General features: G+C 70.2%; 13 protein-coding genes. 8 read left to right on the top strand and 5 right to left on the bottom strand.

Annotation, left to right across the window (positions count from 1 at the left end; all coding sequences use genetic code 11):
- The first annotated feature begins 455 nt into the window (after window positions 1–455).
- Together ACFYZS_RS24855 and ACFYZS_RS24850 are read left to right on the top strand one after the other, a co-directional pair.
- A complete protein-coding gene (locus tag ACFYZS_RS24855) occupies window positions 456–3,227 on the top strand; it encodes a PKD domain-containing protein (RefSeq protein ID WP_389016517.1) in 2,772 nt (923 codons plus the stop codon).
- A gap of 686 nt (window positions 3,228–3,913) precedes the next feature.
- Window positions 3,914–4,552, top strand: coding sequence for a hypothetical protein (locus ACFYZS_RS24850; protein WP_389016514.1), 639 nt, complete (start codon window positions 3,914–3,916; stop codon window positions 4,550–4,552).
- A 56-nt stretch (window positions 4,553–4,608) separates the two neighbouring features.
- Here ACFYZS_RS24850 and ACFYZS_RS24845 read toward each other — a convergent pair whose 3' ends face one another.
- Window positions 4,609–4,839 (bottom strand): hypothetical protein, encoded by a 231-nt coding sequence (locus tag ACFYZS_RS24845; protein WP_389016511.1) that lies wholly within the window; start codon window positions 4,837–4,839, stop codon window positions 4,609–4,611.
- On the bottom strand, window positions 4,836–5,003 hold the full coding sequence (locus tag ACFYZS_RS24840; RefSeq protein WP_389016508.1) for a hypothetical protein: 168 nt from the start codon (window positions 5,001–5,003) through the stop codon (window positions 4,836–4,838). The genes ACFYZS_RS24845 and ACFYZS_RS24840 overlap by 4 nt, the downstream gene beginning before the upstream one ends.
- 193 nt (window positions 5,004–5,196) lie before the next feature.
- Between ACFYZS_RS24840 and ACFYZS_RS24835 the strand changes: the two genes are divergently transcribed.
- Window positions 5,197–5,373 carry a hypothetical protein gene (locus ACFYZS_RS24835; RefSeq protein WP_389016506.1) on the top strand — a complete coding sequence of 59 codons (177 nt, stop codon included), beginning with the start codon at window positions 5,197–5,199 and terminating at the stop codon, window positions 5,371–5,373.
- A gap of 586 nt (window positions 5,374–5,959) precedes the next feature.
- The gene (locus ACFYZS_RS24830) at window positions 5,960–7,189 is read left to right on the top strand and encodes an alpha/beta hydrolase family protein (protein WP_389016503.1); all 1,230 of its coding nucleotides are present in this window, start codon (window positions 5,960–5,962) and stop codon (window positions 7,187–7,189) included.
- Between the two features lie 170 nt (window positions 7,190–7,359).
- On the opposite strand, the gene ACFYZS_RS24825 is transcribed toward ACFYZS_RS24830, so the two are convergent.
- Complete coding sequence (locus tag ACFYZS_RS24825; RefSeq protein WP_389016500.1) at window positions 7,360–7,608, bottom strand: hypothetical protein; 249 nt, start codon at window positions 7,606–7,608, stop codon at window positions 7,360–7,362.
- A 486-nt stretch (window positions 7,609–8,094) separates the two neighbouring features.
- Entirely contained in the window at window positions 8,095–9,345 is a 1,251-nt protein-coding gene (locus ACFYZS_RS24820; RefSeq protein WP_389016497.1) for an esterase/lipase family protein, read from the bottom strand.
- 746 nt (window positions 9,346–10,091) lie between these two features.
- On the opposite strand from ACFYZS_RS24820, the gene ACFYZS_RS24815 reads away from it, so the two are divergent.
- The 3 genes from ACFYZS_RS24815 to ACFYZS_RS24805 all read left to right on the top strand — a co-directional run bounded on the left by ACFYZS_RS24815 (window position 10,092) and on the right by ACFYZS_RS24805 (window position 13,532).
- On the top strand, window positions 10,092–10,379 hold the full coding sequence (locus tag ACFYZS_RS24815; protein ID WP_389016495.1) for a hypothetical protein: 288 nt from the start codon (window positions 10,092–10,094) through the stop codon (window positions 10,377–10,379).
- A 427-nt stretch (window positions 10,380–10,806) separates the two neighbouring features.
- A complete protein-coding gene (locus ACFYZS_RS24810) occupies window positions 10,807–11,994 on the top strand; it encodes an FAD-dependent monooxygenase (RefSeq protein ID WP_389016492.1) in 1,188 nt (395 codons plus the stop codon).
- Window positions 11,994–13,532, top strand: coding sequence for a hypothetical protein (locus ACFYZS_RS24805; protein ID WP_389016489.1), 1,539 nt, complete (start codon window positions 11,994–11,996; stop codon window positions 13,530–13,532). Before ACFYZS_RS24810 ends, ACFYZS_RS24805 begins: the two co-directional genes overlap by 1 nt.
- A gap of 173 nt (window positions 13,533–13,705) precedes the next feature.
- Here the strand turns inward: ACFYZS_RS24805 and ACFYZS_RS24800 are convergent, their stop codons facing one another.
- A complete protein-coding gene (locus tag ACFYZS_RS24800; RefSeq protein WP_389016487.1) occupies window positions 13,706–14,989 on the bottom strand; it encodes a HEAT repeat domain-containing protein in 1,284 nt (427 codons plus the stop codon).
- 91 nt (window positions 14,990–15,080) lie between these two features.
- Here ACFYZS_RS24800 and ACFYZS_RS24795 point away from each other — a divergent pair.
- Window positions 15,081–15,925 (top strand): IS5 family transposase gene (locus ACFYZS_RS24795; protein ID WP_389016484.1). Its coding sequence is split into 2 segments (ribosomal slippage): window positions 15,081–15,411 and window positions 15,411–15,925, totalling 846 coding nucleotides; the frame shifts between segments, so codons are not numbered across the junction.
- The last annotated feature ends 109 nt before the right edge of the window (window positions 15,926–16,034 follow it).

Here is a 16,034-nt window from a genome sequence, read left to right as displayed (position 1 = left end):
ACGACCCTGTCCACGTTCAGTTGTACTTGGGTGTGCAGGTCACGAGTAGGCCGACACTACATGGGGGGCAGCCGGCGGTCGGCGAAGTCGGAGTGCTCCCAAGTGCGCTGCGCCTTCTCCTCCAGGAGCCGGCGGAAGCCGGCCAAGGCGAGGTCGCGCACCGGGCGGATCATCCCGACGGCGCGAGCCGCCCGGTGGGGTCAGGTGCCGGTCCGGCGCCGTCGGCGTGAGAGCCTCTTGAAGGCCGGGACGGCCATCCCGCACGGATTGTCGATGCCGCCGACGGCGACGTGCCGGACCGCGTGCAGGAGTTGTCGGAGCCGCTGCGGCTGGTAGAACTGTCCGCCGAATCAACTTTGAGCGTGTTCAATTTTTTGGTGACAAAGGCGGTTGACCAGGAGATCATGAACGGAGACTTTCCGGACTCTCCCTTTCTCCGAAGGAGCCCCGCCCCGGTGCGCCCTGCCCGTATGACGGTCCTGCTCGCCGCAGGCCTCTCCACCCTCCTCGGCCTACCGGCGGGCACCGCAGCCGCCGAACCCCCGAACTACCTGTACGTGAACAACGCCGCCAACTCAGGTTGCAGTGACACGGGAACGGGAACGCAGGACGTCCCGTACTGCTCGATATCGGCGGGAGCCAGGGCGGTCCAGCCGGGACAGACCGTGCGGATTGCGCCGGGCCTCTCCTACGACGAGGCCGTCACGATCGACCGCTCCGGAGACCCGGGCAAACCGATCACCTTCAGCGTCGAAACGCGTGAGGGCGCACCCGGCTCGATGGATCTGAACCGGCCCCTGACCATCAGCGGAGCCTCGCACGTCGTGCTCCGCGGGTGGGGTACGAAGAGGGGCGTCAAGGTCAGCCGTTCCGACGACGTCCTACTCGAGCGGCTCTCCGGTGGTGACACCGAGGGCTCCCTCGTGGTCGGCGATCGGAGTACGGACGTGCGGGTCATCCGAAGCGGCCTGTCGCAGGCCCGCATCGAGGGCGGATCCCAGCGCACCGTGCTCAGCCGCAACCTGTTCGGGTTCGGCGCCGTAGCCGGCCCGGCGATCACCATCGTGGATGCTCCGGGCACCGTCATCACCAACAACACCGTCACCGGGGAGTGCGGGCCGATCGTCTCCGTGGCCGGCGGTTCGACCGGTTCCGCCCTCTTCAACAACGTGCTCGAGAGTGTCGTCGTCAGCGGGTGCAGGGCCCCCAAGGAGCCACAGGGCGGCATTTCGGTGTCGCAGACCGCGGCGGAGGGCACCCGGGCGGACTACAACCTGATCACCGGTACGCCCGGGCGCACGGTGATCCCCTACAACTGGTCCGGCACGGCATACCCGACGCTGGCTGAGTATCAGGCCGCCACAGGCCAGGGCGCTCACGACATCGTGTCCCCGTCGCGCGACGGCGTGGGTCTGATCGAAGGTTCGCCCACCATCGACTCGGCCGACGCGACAGCGCCCGGAGCGCTGCCCACCGACCTGTACGGGCACCCGGCCGAGGACGACGCGCGCGTTCCCAACACGGGCAGGGACGGCGGCTATCTCGACCGCGGCGCTTACGAGTTCGGGGACGTCCTCAGCGCCGTGGAGCCGATGGAGCTGGACCGGACCTGGGCGCCGGCGGGCACACAGGTGACGGTGAAGGCGGCGACGAACAGCCGCTGGCCCACAGCCCTCGTCTACACCGTGGACTTCGGCGACGGAACAGCCCCCGTGACCACGCGGCAGGGCGCCGCCGACCGCATGACGGCCGCCCACGTCTACACCTCGCCGTGCGAATGCGTGGTCAAGGTGACAGCGGTCAACGGCATCGGGACGAGGGTCTCGGCTTCCCGCCCGACGCGGGTGGGACCGGCCGGACCGCTGACCGCCGCCTTCACCGCCACGCCCGTCCTGCTGCCCTCGGACGCCCCGGCGGCCGACATCGCCCCGTTCACCCTCTCCATCGACCCGTCGACCACAGCAGCGCCGTGGCAGGTGTCGGGTGTGGACGTGGACTTCGGCGACGGTGCCTCCCAGCACATCGACGGCCTCCAACCGGTCCGGCACACGTACCGCACGTCCGGTGACTACGAGGTGAGCGTCACCGTGACGGACGTCAAAGGCGCCAGGTCCACCTCCCGCCGGAGCGTGAAGGTCGACTACGCACCGTCCGGTTACGTGGCCGTCGAGCCCTTCCGCCTCCTGGACACCCGCACCGCCCACACCCCGCTCCGGGGCGGCGAGCCCCTGGCCGTGCAACTGCCGGCGGGCACCGCCGTACCGGGGCACGAGCTGTCGTCGGGGATGACTGCCGCCGTACTGAACGTGACCGTCACCGACTCCACCGAGGAAGCCCACCTCACCGTGTGGCCGGCGGGTCAGCCTCGCCCGGCAAGCTCGAACGTGAACGTCGTCGCGGGCGGCACCTCAGCCAATACGGTCACCGTCCCCGTCGGTACCGAGGGCAAGGTACTGGCCCAACTCAACTCCGGCAGCGCCTCGCTCGTCATCGACTTCGTCGGCTACTACCAGCCCAACGCCGGTGAACGCTTCACCCCCCTGCCGCCGACCCGCCTCCGGGACACCCGCGCCAGCGGTGTTCCCCTGTCCGAAAGCGTCTTCTTCACCGTCAAAGTCGCGGGTCTCGCCGGCATCCCGGCCGACGCCACCGCCGTCGCGCTCAACCTGACCAGCACGGCCGCCACCAGCACCTCTCACATCGCCGTCTACCCGGACCCGGCGCATCGAGCCGCCACCTCGAACCTCAACCCGGAGCCGGGCAAGGACAAGTCAAACCAGGTGATCGTCCCCGTGGGTCCGCAGGGCATCGTCGCGCTGCACATCAACACCGGATCCACCCATGTGATCCTCGACGCCGTCGGCTACTACGGCAAGGACGGCAAGGCCCTCTTCACGCCGACCCTTCCGCGCCGCCTGGCCGACACCCGCAACACCGGCAAGGTGGCCCCCGGTACCGCCACCACAGTCTCCGGCCTGCCGGCGGACGCCGTAGGCGCGGTCCTCAACATCACCGCAACCGATGCCACGGCCCCGACCTTCCTGACCGCCTACGGATACGGCGCCACGCGTCCCGAGGCCAGCAGTCTCAACACCCGCCCCGACGCGACCGTGCCGAACCACGTCACCACCCCGGTCGGCGAGGGCGGCCGCGTCAGCATCTGGAACAGTCACGGCGGCTCCACCCATGTGATCACCGACGTGCTCGGCTACTTCACCAAGAAGTGAGCACGCTCAGGATCCGAGCGTCGGACCGGTCGGAAGAACGGGCGCCGATCGCTGCCGTCTGAAGCGGGTAGCGGTTCACGGGGTCGGCCCCCGAGCCACTGAGGCGCCGGTCAGGGCAAGGCGTGCCCTGACCGGCGCCTCAGTGGCCCTGTGATCGCAGCCCTCGCCCTCCGCGACGCGGAGACGGCCCCCTCGCCCCCGTTCCGGACCCCTCTGACAACGGCGGCCACGGCGCCAGACCTCCACAGAACCCCGGCGGACCGCACACCGGCGCTGGGGCGACCGGGCCGTTGCGGACCGTCGGACGGAATCCGCCTACTGGACAGGCGCCACGAAATATCGCCGGTCCGGGCGCTGTTGCGTGCGGGGGGTTGTGGTGCATGGGGTGGCGGGGGCAGTGGCGGTACTTGTTGATGTCGGAGAGGGCGCCCACTTCGTCGATGGGCTCGACCGATCCTGCGCCCACGACCGGCAAGGCCGCAGCCAGCAGCTACGTCAGGAGCGGCCTTCATCCCTGACTCCGCCACGCGTACTCCGCCCGGCACCGCGGAGCCGCCCCAGCCCCAGCCTCCCGTAGCGCCTGGACTTCAGCAGTGCCGATTCTTCGGTGAATCGGCGCGCCCGCCCGGGTGACGTGCCTCGGGTTCCCATCCGTTGCCCGGGCCCGGACGGCTACAACGCGAGACGTGATCAAGCACCTGTCGCGCGGTACGGCCGCGCTCTCCCTCGCCGCCCTTGCCCTCACTACCCCCGCATCCGCATCCGCTTCCGCTTCCGCTTCCGCCTCGCCCGCAGCCTCGGCAACGCCTGCGGTATCGACTCATATGCCGCAGAGGGCGGCGGCAGTCGTCATCATCGAGGGCGACATCCTGCGCCAGAAGGAGTCGTCCGGACGTGCCGTTCTCTGCTCGGATGACCAGGTCCTGATCGGCCGGGCTCATACAGGGGACGAGAACGGCATCACCACCTATTTCTGCGGCCGGGTGGAAATCGATGGGGTGCCGGCTCAGGTGGGCGAGGTGGAGTGGAGCGAGTACCAGCCGGAGAGCCGTTCCGACTTCACCGCTCCGCCCTCCCAGGTACTTGTCGGGCGCCACCATTACGGCGACGAAAACGGCCCCACCCGGTACGCGTTCGCCTCCCTGATCTGGCGTGGTGAGAATGTCGACCTGGGGTCATACCGCGAAACCGAGCCCCAGCGGGAAAGCAGCAGTGAGTCGAAGGGCGGACCGGGAGAAGTACTGGTCGGACGGAAGCACAACGGTGACGAGAACGGCCCCACCCTGTACAGGTACGCCGTCCCGGTGACGCCGACTTCCAGCTGACCCCTCGCCGGCGTTCGCTGTACCGCCGACCATCCAGTGCCCGAGTATGTGCTGGTTCAGTCGGTTCCGAGGGGTTCGATGTTGCCTACCGCGGTGGGTAGTTCCCGGCCTCCGGCTTCGGGGCGGATGTAGGCGCGGCGGGTCCAGCGTCGGCCGGCGTGGGTGGGTACCTCTTCGGCGACGACGGCCATCAGCTCGCCCTCGGTGCCGGAGGCGAGGTCGCGGACCCGGCGGCCCAGCAGTGGATGGTCCTCGTGCCCGAAGCCGAGGCCGGCGCTCCTCTTCATGCCGCGCCCCCGTCCGTGGCGCTCGCCCGTTCCGGGTCCGGGGCGCGCAGGAAGTGGGCGAGGCCGCGGTCCGCGCGGGCCCGAAGCTCGGGGGAAGAGGTGCCGAAATCCGGCCGGGCCGGGCTCCGCCAGCCGGGTTCCGGGCCGTTGGTGGGTGCGTTCATCAGGGGCCTCCGTGCCGCTGCTGGAATCCCAACACCGCCGAAGCTAGGTATCCGGTGGGTGGCTGTTCAACGTCCTCGCGGGAAATTGCGGAGGTTCACCGGTGTGCTTCGGCGGCCCGTCGGATCAGCGTGCGGGCGCCGGCTCCGTAGGCGGCGTGAACGGCGAGGTCGGCGAAGGCCCGCTCGTAGGTCGATGTGCTCCGTCTACGCCACCAGTTCTCTCGCGGCCAGGGCTGGTTGGGACTGGGAGATCGACCACCAGCAGCCAGGCGACTGCCCCAACGGCCACCTGATGCCCCTGACCCGCACCGCCACCGTCCCCGAAGACCTGCCCAACGCTCCGCGTGTGCTGCGCGTCTTCGGATCCTGAGCCCACGTCTCGGCCGCGCCCAGCAGGAAGGCCTGATGACCGCCTCCCTTGTGGGTCTGTGGGTGACGGATGGGTCACGGCCCGCCACGGCGTCCGGTGTGGGGTCGTTGGGCTGCTTATGAACCAGAGAATCGTTCCAGCGCCGAGGGGTTTCGCCGATGTGAGGGCGGGCGGCGGGCGGGTTTCCGAGTCGCCGATCTACGACGCCCTTGAGCGGCAGTGGCTCCAGGAGGGGCGGGAGGTTCCCGGCGGTAAAGGATCGGAGCCAAGAGGCAGACACCGGTCAGGAGGTGCAGACCTGTTCTGCCGCGGCTGACCGGACGAACGGTTCAAGACCCATGCCGGACCAGAAGACGAAGCCGATGGCACACCTGCCGGCTTCTGCGGGTGCGGGGCCGTCTTCGCCGACCGCTGCCGTTGTCAGGTGGCGGGGCGGCCGCCACCCGGCGATACCGTCGGACGCGTCAGCCCCAGGGCGTAATCCCGTGGGCCGATGCTCCGCGGGAGGGGCACGTGACAGCGTTCCTTCGTGCCCACGGAGAGTCCGTCGCGGCATGGTTGACGATCCGTCACTACGGGGGAGTGCATGACCATCACGCCGTTCATCAGCCGTAAGGGCCTGACGCGCCGCGGAATGCTGGGAGCCGCGCTGGCTGCCGGGGCTGCCGTGCCGCTTGCCGCCGCTGCCTGCCCCGCGTGGGCCGATCCCGGCGCCCCGGCCACCGGCGGCCCCGCCACGGCCCGCCTCATGTTGCCCGTGCCGACCGGACCGCATCCGGTGGGCACCGTCGAGCTGCATCTCGTCGACCGGTCGCGTCCGGACGACCTCGCGGGCCCTGGGCACTTCCGCGAGCTGATGGCCACCGTCTGGTATCCCGCCCGTGCTGTCGAGCGGTACCCGGTGGCGCCCTGGATGCCGGCCGGCGCATTCGAGGCGTTCGTCGCCGACGTCGGGTTCGGCGAACTGGCCCCGCTGGGGCCGCTCACTGTGGGCCATGTGGGTGCTCCGGTGCTGCGAACGGGCCGACGGCTGCCGGTCGTCGTGTTTTCGCACGGCGCGCACAGCCACCAGGGCGACCACACCGTCGTGGTACAAGAGCTCGCCAGCCACGGATACGCCGTTGTGACGGTGGCTCACCAGCACGACACGTACACCGAGTTTCCCGACGGCCGGATCGCCGCCCCGCTTCGCGACCGGCAGGCGCCGACGCTGCCCGGAGACTTCGCCGCCGACCTGCGCTTCGTCCTGGACTGCGTCGAGCGGCTCGCTGCAGGGTGCAATCCTGACGTCGACCACAGGGAGCTGCCGGCCGGACTGTTGGGCTCCCTGGACCCGGGGCGGATGGGCGCGTTCGGGTGGTCGAAGGGCGGGACGGCCACCGCCTGCGCCATGCTCGCGGACGTGCGCATCCGGGCCGGGCTCGGCATCGACGGCCCGATGCAGATGAACCCGCCACTGGCAGGCGACTTGGACCGGCCGTTCATGATGATGTCCGCCGCGTTCACCCGGGCCACGGATCCCGAGGCCGCCGCGTTCTGGTCACACCTGCGGGGGTGGCGGCTGAACATCCAGGCCCAGGGCGCCGTCCACGTCTCGTACGGCGACCACGAGGCGCTGTTCCCGCAGGTGGCAAAGGTGTACGGATGGAGCGGGCAGCAGCTCCAGGACGTGATCGGCACCCTCGATCCCGACCAGGCCGTGCGGATCCAGCAGGCGTACCCGCTCGCGTTCTTCGACGAGCACCTGCGCCACCACCGGAGCCGGCTGCTCGACGGACCGTCCCCGGCCTTCCGAGCAGTGTCGTTCCTCCTCTGAGTACCCGGGACAGCATCACCTCGGTCCCTCGCGACCGCATCCACCGGGCGAAGTCCCGGCGGTCCGCACGCGTGACTCGATCCCATGCCGGCTGACTGGACCGTCGCCTGTGGCCGTCCGCAGGCTGGCAGTTCAGCAGGTTTCATTACGGCCCCGTCCGCGTCCAGCAATCAATAGGACAGCCCGAACGACAGATTTCCGGCCCAGGCTCTGTGACCGCCGCGTATGACGTCCTTGCACGTGCGCGTGTCCTCGCCGTTGTAGTGGTGCAGCGTGCTCATGTGCAGCAGCGCGATCGGCTCGTCCCAGTCGAGGTGGGACCGTAGGAGTTCGTTGCCGAGCAGCCTCTCCGCTTCGGAGATGTCCCCGGCGGTGATGAAGGCGCTCTCGTCGCCACGTCGGATCGCGGCCGCGCTCATGGGAATCGCCCCTACCCTGCTGGCCGCCAGTCCCCCCGAGATCCAGCAGGTGCTGTCCTGCTGACGAGACCGCGGTTGGCGAAGCAGTCGGACTGGTCGAGGGCGGTGATCGACTCGAGTCATGTCAGGGCTGCCCGGCGGGGCCCCGCGCGGACCCGGCCCGGTCGACCGGGCACGTTCGGGCAGCGCGCTGCACCATGTCCGCGTCGTCGGGCAGGGCATCCCGCCCACTGGCAGGCGGAAACCGTAACGGCGTCACTCGGCTGTTGCCCCTGCTCGCGAAGGTCCCCTCCGTTGCCGGCCTGGCCGGTCGGCCGTGGCACCGATCGGACGTGCTGCTGGCCGACCGGGGCTTCGACCACGAGTACCGCCGTACTCGTCCGGGCTCGGGGCGAAGCCGGTGAACGCCCGCCGAGGCGTCCCGATCACCTGCGCACGAACCTCCCGGCCGTCCGGATCGGCCGGGAGGTTCGTCGTGGCAGTGGGCTATTCGCCCTGGAGCTTGGTCAGGATCCACTCGCCGAGTTCCTCGGTCATCAGGGTGTGTCCCTCGTTGTCACTGGCGCACATGAAGGCGTCGAGTTCGCTGTCGGCGGGGTCGATCTTGCTGTACAGCGTGTCGCGGTCGTCGATGTCGCCGGCCGCCACTGCGCTGGCGCTCGGGACGAATGCGCTGGTGTTGTAGGTGAGTTCGGCCGGCTGGCCTTCGAGGAGACCGGCCAGGAAGGCGGCGGTTCCGAAGTTTCCGGGGTGGCCCGGGAGGTTGTGCGCTTCGGGGAACAGGCCGCCGGGAGCGCCGTCGATGTCGGGCAGACCGCTGGTGGTGATCCGGATCGCGGGATCTCCTGTCTTCTTCAGGACGGCGACGACCTGCTCCCCGGTGTTCTGCGTGTCCAGGTAGGTGCCCGTCAGCTCCTGACCGGTGGTGCGCATCGCCGTCACGCCGGCCGGGATGTTGTTTCCGGCGCCGGTGCCCGTCCCGTTTCCGACACCGAGCCGGCGTACGCCCTCGGGCCAGCCGCCGACCCGTTCGAGTTCGGCGAGGAAGTCGGTGCGGGCCCGGTCCTGGCGGGCCTCGGCGTCGACGGTACCGATGTGCCAGCGCAGCAGTTCTCGGGCGGCCGGGCTGTTGACCAGCACGGAGAAGCTGCCGAGCAGTTCGCCGAACCCCGGGATCGAGCCCCAGTTGTCCTTCACCCAGTGCGCGAACGCCTGTACCCCGATGGGCAGCCAGGCGCCGCGGTGGGGGGTGTCGTAGGAGAGATAGGTCGAGGTCTGGGGGTCGTCACCCTCGTGCTGCATCTTTGCGAGGGCGTAACGCGTGACCAGCCCACCCATACTGAAGCCGCCGACCGTCAGCTTGGCGGTTCCCTCGCGGTTGTCGATCGCCTTCTTGATGCACTGGATCGCCACGTCGGCGTTGTCGATGATGGACGCGGACCGCTCGTCGAAGCCGAGGAGAATCAGGTCGAAGCCGGCCTCGCGCAGCGAGGAGACGAAGGGGTACTCGCCGTTCTCCAGGGCGTTCCACAGGGCGTCGGGATCGCTCTTGCCGGCGGAGAAGCCGTCGGAGAGGATCACCGGCTTCCTGACCCGGCTCTGGCCCGGCATGCTGTAGAACACCCAGGCGGTACCCCCTTCGAGCGGCCACGCGGTGTCCCACGCGGAAGTCCTCGGGTAGGCGGGCTGAGCACCCGGCATGGCGTTGTCCCAGATGCTCACAACAGGCATGGACATGAATCCAGTTCCTCCCTCTCGCGGTGCGGCCGGGCTGCGCCACCCTTGAGGCCGCTGCTTTCAGGTGAAAGCGGAATCCATGATTGCGAGGCTCAGATGCCCGCTACCAGCGGATCCACACCACGTCACTCTTTCGACCAGACGCCCTTTCTCTGCAGGTCACAGGGCTGGCAGGGAAGAAACGATGATGCGGTCCCGAGGCCCGGGGAGCATTCGGCCGGGCGTGAAGTACGGCGAAGGGACGGCTTCGAGCGCCCCCTGGTATGACGGGCATACGGTGATATTGGTCAGCCGTGTGCGTCGACCGGAAGAAGGTGACTGCGCAGCGCGGGGCGGTCAGTGAGCGGGTATGCACAAGGGTCGTGGTCGGGTCCCTGACCAGCCGTCAAGTATTCGAAAAAGCGTCTGGTGGCTCAAGATCAGGTGACGGAACACCACTGGTGCCGCTGATAAGCCGACTTCACGCTTACCCGCAGCCTGAGTGCGACTTCCGGCAACGCGATCCGCTGCTCAAACAGTTCGGCCGCCTGTATCCGTACCGTTTCGCGGCGCCGCCGCCCCGCAGGAGTCAGTCCGCCCCCACATCCGCATATCTCACACACCACGGGTGCAATCCCTACCCACACTCATCATCAGGAACTTCGTAACGATTCACCCCCACGAGCTGAAGTCGGTAGTCTCTGACGAATATGCCGGGACGTCCTGCGCGGACGCAGTATTCGTATTCGGCGCCGGCTATGCCTTCGTTGACCCACCTGCTGCGATCGGCGCCGATCTTCTCTTCAGCGAATGGCCAGGGCCGCGAGAGCATCGTCGGTTATTGCGATCTGGAGGCCGACGCCTTCCTCGCCGTCCTCCCGGTCGAAGCAGGGAAAGGTGTCCAGGCCGCAGTGGTCCTCATCGCCGACCGCAATGGCCTCGTGGACGATGAGGGTGATTCCCTCCGTGGTGGGGAGGACCTCAGCCCACTGGATGCGTCTACCTGCCGGGATACACGCGGGTACGGGCCCTGTGCACCAACGGCCGAAAGCTGATCAACAGTGGCCGAAGTCCCGGGAGCCTCCGTTTCGTGGCGGGACCGACGACCACGCTGGGCGGTGGAGCGACCCCGAGCGATGCCCCCTCGCGCCCGAGGGAGACTGCCGCCCGTCCTCCAGCGACAGCACCGACGCGTCCGCGATGGACGGTGACCGCGGTCCCCCCAGACGGGGTGACTTCTCCGCTATGCCGCATTGCCGGCCACCACCACCGACGGACTCCACATGTATCCGCTCCACCACCCCACCCTCCATGCACTCACCAACCTGTCCGTTCCGCCCTTCGGCCCGCTGACAGGCATCTGCCAAGATGTTGCCCTGCGGCGCCGCTCAGCTGGACCTGCGTCGCGGCGCATGCCGCTCGGGCACCGGATCGACAGCCTCTTGACCGGGGACGGTGCCCTCGAACCCAGAGTGAGGACCCATGACGCAGCGCGCCGTGACCGTTGTCGGCGGCGGGATCGGCGGTCTCGCGGCGGCCGTCGCCCTGCATCGCCGGGGCTGGCGTGTCGAGGTGCTGGAACGGGCGGGAGACTTCACTGAGCTCGGCGCCGGCATCTCTCTGTGGCCCAACGCGCTGCGCGCTCTTGAGGTGCTTGGCCTGGCCGGCGCCGTGCGGGCGCTCGGCGCGGTCGAGGCCACAGGCGGCGTACGCGACCGCCGGGGCCGCTGGCTGTCCCGCACGGACAACGCGGAGCTGGCGCGCCGCTTCGGCCATCCCCTGGTGGTCTTGCACCGCGCGGACCTGTTGCGGGCGCTCAGAGAGGCGCTGCCGGCCGACAGTCTGCGGTCGGGCAGCGAGGTGTCCACCATCCGCGACGAGGGCAACCGCTCGGTCGTCGTTCACCGAGGCGGCGAGTCCCGGCCCGATCTCGTGGTCGGCGCGGACGGGCTGCACAGTGCGGTCCGTCGGGCGCTGTGGCCCGCTGCGGCCGGCCCCCGGTACGCCGGGTACACCGCCTGGCGCATGGTCACCGAGCCCCTCCCCGAGCCGCCCCGCGAGGGCGCGGCGACCTGGGGCCGCGGGGCGAGGTTCGGCTACACGGCGCTGCCGGGCGGGCGGATGTACTGCTTCGCGACCGCGACCCTGCCGGCGGGAGCAGCCTCCGGCTCGTCCGAGTCCGAGTACGCCGAACTGCTGGGCCGGTTCGGGGCCTGGCCGGACCCCATTCCCGCCCTGCTGGCCGCCGTCCCCGCCGGTGCGGTGCTCCGGCACGACCTGCACGACCTGCCGCCGCTGCCCTCCTTCGTCCGCGGCCGGGTCGCGCTGATGGGCGACGCGGCCCATGCAATGACCCCCAACCTGGGCCAGGGCGCGTGCCAGGCGCTGGAGGACGCGGTCACCCTCGCCCACTGCCTCGACACCACACCGGACGTGGCCGCCGCACTGCGCTCGTACGACCTGCTGCGCCGCCCGCGGACCCAGGCCATCACCCGCCGCTCCGCCCGGCTCGGCACGGTCGGCCAGCTGTCGTGGCCGCCGGCGGTGCTGCTGCGAGACACCGCCGCCCGGCTGACGCCGACGCGGGCAACGCTGCGTTCCATGACCCCGGTGCTCGGCTGGACCGCGCCCGGTGCCCCGGTGACCGAGACGGAGAACGAGAGCCACTGATGCCGGACTGGACCTACCACCCACTGCGCGGCCTGGCCGCCGCCGTCCTCGGCCGGCGCCGTTCGCAGCGCACCGCGCTGCGGCTGCTGGCCTCGATCGGCTCCCGCCCCGCCGGCGCGCGGCTGATCTCCCGAGGGTTCGGCCACCGCCACCCGCCCGCGCAGCTCGCCGGCGAGATCGCCGGCGTGCCCGTGACCGTCCGCCTCGGCATATCCGTCCCGCCCTCACTCGTCCGCGAAGCGGTACGCGCCATACCCCCGCTCGGGGCCGGTTTCGTCGAGGTGGCGCCCGTCTCGGCGGCCGACGCGGAGACCATACGCGAGGCCGCGGCCGACCGCGCGATCCCGCTCGTCGTCCGCACCAGCGACCCGGACACCGAGGCCGCTCTCCGACCCCATGCCGACGGGTTCACCCGCAGCGATGACCCGCACGTGGTCCGCGTGTCCGAGCCGTCGGTCACCGCGGCGGCCACCGCGCTCAAAGAGCCGGGCGCCATCGTGCTCACCCGGCCCCGGGTGCTCGTCGCGGCCGGACCCGGCTGGTTCGCACGGGTCGCCGAGGCGGCCACGCCCACCACGCCCGCACCGGCGCTACGGGACATCGGCAGCGATCCCCGCCGCTGGCCCGCCTGGTGGTGGGCGCTGCTTGTCGGGCTCGGCATGACGGGCGCCGGACTCGGCGCCGCGGCGATCACGCTTGGGCCCGTGCTGCTCTGGTACGACCGCGACTACCTCGGCATGAGGCTGCACGAACTGCATGCCGCCAACCACCACCTCGTGCACTTCCTCCAGCACGACCGGATCACCATGGCTGGCACGATGGTGGCGATCGGCGCCCTCTACACCGGCCTCGCCGTGGGCGGAATCAGACGCGGCTGGCCCTGGGCCCGCGAGGTGTACCTGCTCTCGGGGGCGATCGGCTTCCCCACCTTGCTCTACTTCCTGGCCACCGGCTTCGTGGAACCCCTGCACACGGCCACCACCATCGTGCTGTTCCCGATGTTCGTGGCCGCGGTCCGCCGGACCCCGCACGCACCGCGGTGGCGCCTGGCGCCGGAAGGGCCGGAGCCGGAGCGCCGACGGGCGTTGGTCGGCCAGCTGCTGCTGATCGTCACGGGAGCGGGGCTGCTCGTCGGGGGAGCGGTGATCTCGCTGGTCGGTCTGACCGGCGTCTTCGTACCGACCGACCTGGCCTTCCTGGGCACCAGCCCGCAGATGCTGGAAACCGTCAACCCCCGGCTTGTGCCGTTCGTCGCCCATGACCGCGCCGGGTTCGGCGGCGCCCTGATGTCCGCCGCGGTGGCCATCATTCTGCTCAGCGCGTGGGGTTGGCGGCGCGGTGAGGCATGGGTGTTCTGGACCCTGGCCGTGGCGGCGGCCGCAGGCTTCCTGCCGGCCGTCGTGGTGCACGGCGCGATCCACTACACGGACTTCATCCACCTCGCGCCGGTCTACGTCGGCATCGCCATGGCCGGCGCCGGCCTGCTGCTCGCACGTCCGTACCTCTGCGCCAAGGCACCGGCGAGGCCGAAGGACTGACGGGCCACCCTCACGAGCGGGCGGCCCGTAGAACTGAGGTGCACTCGCGACGCCGCACCTGCGCTCCGAAGCCCGCCGCCTCGTTCGGCTGAACGGGATGGGCGTTCTTGGGATCGGGTGCGCCGAGTTGCTGATGGGCGGCGAGGGGGTCCTGGCCGGCAGCCGCGTGAACGTCAGTCGATACGAGCGTCGAGCTCGGTCGATGCAGTGCGCGCCCGAATGCGGTGCGCGGTTCGCAGTCCCTGCTTGGCGGCGGTTGCCACGAGGCCGCCGAGGGTGGTTCTGGCCAGGTCGTGGGCGGCGAGGCGTTCCAGTGCTGGCAGGGCCCGGTAGTCGGCGGTGGAGCCGAGAGCGCGGCAGGACAGTGCTCGGAGGTCCGGGTCGGGATCGGTGGTGAGGGCGATCAGGTCGTCCACCACCGGCGGGCCGAAGGCAGCGATCGCTGCAGCGAGATGACTGGCCTTCGGATTCCTGCGCTCCATCATGGCCTGCCAGAGCACAGCGAGCGCCCGGTCGCCGCCGATTTGGCCGAGCGCCAGGGCAGCGCTGCTGCGTACCCAGTTGGTCTCGTCGTTCAGCCGGGCAGCCAGCGCGGGCACGGCGGCGTGTTCCTCAAAGAGGCCGAGCGCCTCGCAGGCACCCTCGCGGACCATCGGATCAGGATGCTCCAGCAGGGCGATGATCAGTGGAACGGCCCGGCGGAGGCCGAGTTCGGCACAGGCGAGAGCCGACCACCGCACCCCGGGGTGCCCGGTGTCGGCGAGCGCGCGCAGCAGGCCCGGTTCAACGCTCGCGTCGCCGAACAGGGCGATCCGGTTGAGTGCCTTGGTCCAGACGGTGACATCCTGCGTCCGGTGGTCGGCGGCGACCTCGGACAGGGCCGCCCGGGCCTGCGGATGGCCGAGCTCGGCCCACTCCAGCAGGGAGTCGATCGCCCGCAGCCGGATCGTGCGGCTCCTGCTCAACTCGGCGGCGTGGACGGTGACGAGGGATGTCGGCCCGTCCGGCGGGTGGCCGAGTGCGTCCCCGATCGGGCCGGCGAGTGCTGGTTCGAGCTCGCCCAACCGCAGGGCCAGTGGGCCGATTCGGGTGCCGACGTCCGCGTCGTAGCGGCCGTCGCCCCGCAGGTTCGCGGCCAGCTTGGCGACCGTACGGAACAGCAGCCATGCGCGGTCCGATGGGGAATCAGCGAGGGCGTCGATTCGGCCGGACATCGCCGCGATGACGGCGCTCGGCGGGCGACCGGTAGCCTCCAGGACCGCCTCCGCCCAGGCCAGTGGCTCGCACTGACCCTCGTAGAGCTGGCGACCCCACAAGAGCAGGACGGCATCACGGTGGCCGGTCATCCCAGGATCGTTCCAGCAGGGAACACCGACAGCCAACGGGTTTTCCTCGCGGTCGCGCGGGTGCCAGATCATCTCGGTATTACTCCGGCAGTTCTTGGTTACGAGCACCATCAACGGTCAGCGTCCCCCGCGGGAATCGCGACCGCCAGGAGGGGGCGGCTCTAGGGCGTTTCCTGAGGATCATCTGATCGTTGGTTGATGTGTGTCGTTGAGTGACGCCCAGTGGGCACGCATTGAGCCGCTGCTGCCGGACCGGGCCCCGAGGCGGGGTGGGCGGTGGCGGGATCACCGGCAGGTGATCGACGCGATCGCGTTCAAGTACCGGACCGGGACGCCGTGGATGGACCTGCCCGAGCAGTTCGGCTCGTGGAAGGGCGTTCACAACCGGCTCCGGGTCTCGGCGGCCGACGGCACCTGGGCGAAGGTGTTCACCGCCCTCCTCGCCCAGGCTGACGCCGAGGGCGACTTGGGCTGGGTCGTCGCGGTCGATTCCACGATCGTGCGAGCACATCAGCACGCCGCCGGGGCCCGCCAAAAGGGGCCCCGGCCGGCGAACCGGCCGACCACGCCCTGGGACGCTCCCGCGGCGGACCGACGACCAAGATTCATCTCGCGGCCGACGGCCGCTGCCGGCCGCTCGCCTTCACCATCACGCCTGGTCAGGCTGGTGACGCTCCCGCATTCGAGCAGGTCATGGCCCGGATCCGGGTTCCCCGGCCGGTCGGCAGACCTCGGACCACACCGGCTGCTGTCCTTGCCGACAAGGCGTATTTGTCCCGGGCGATCCGCCGCCATCTGCGACGGCGAGGGATCCGGGCAGTGATCCCGCAGCCCGCCGACCAGGCCGCCAACCGTCGGCGGCTGGGCAGCCGGGGAGGCCGCCCGCCGGCCTTCGACCGGGAGGCTTACAAACAGCGGAACACCGTCGAGCGGTGCATCAACAAGCTCAAGCAGTGGCGCGGCCTGACGACTCGCTGCGACAAGACCGCCACCATCTACCTCGCCGGACTCCACCTCGCCGCCATCTTCATCTGGTCAGCGAGGTGATCCACAGGACACGGCCTAGTGTCCTGAGTCGGAGATTCGTCGTTGGTCTGGTGTGAGTCGTCCTGGACCGAAGATCCCGCCGGTGGTGCTGTCCGATGCCGAGCGGGAG

Origin of the sequence: Streptomyces sp. NPDC001903, from assembly GCF_042891345.1 — a bacterium.
In the GTDB taxonomy this organism is placed as follows: Bacteria; Actinomycetota; Actinomycetes; order Streptomycetales; family Streptomycetaceae; genus Streptomyces.
The sequence above is the reverse complement of the archived record's forward strand: the minus strand, read 5'-3'. Positions and strand labels throughout refer to the sequence as shown.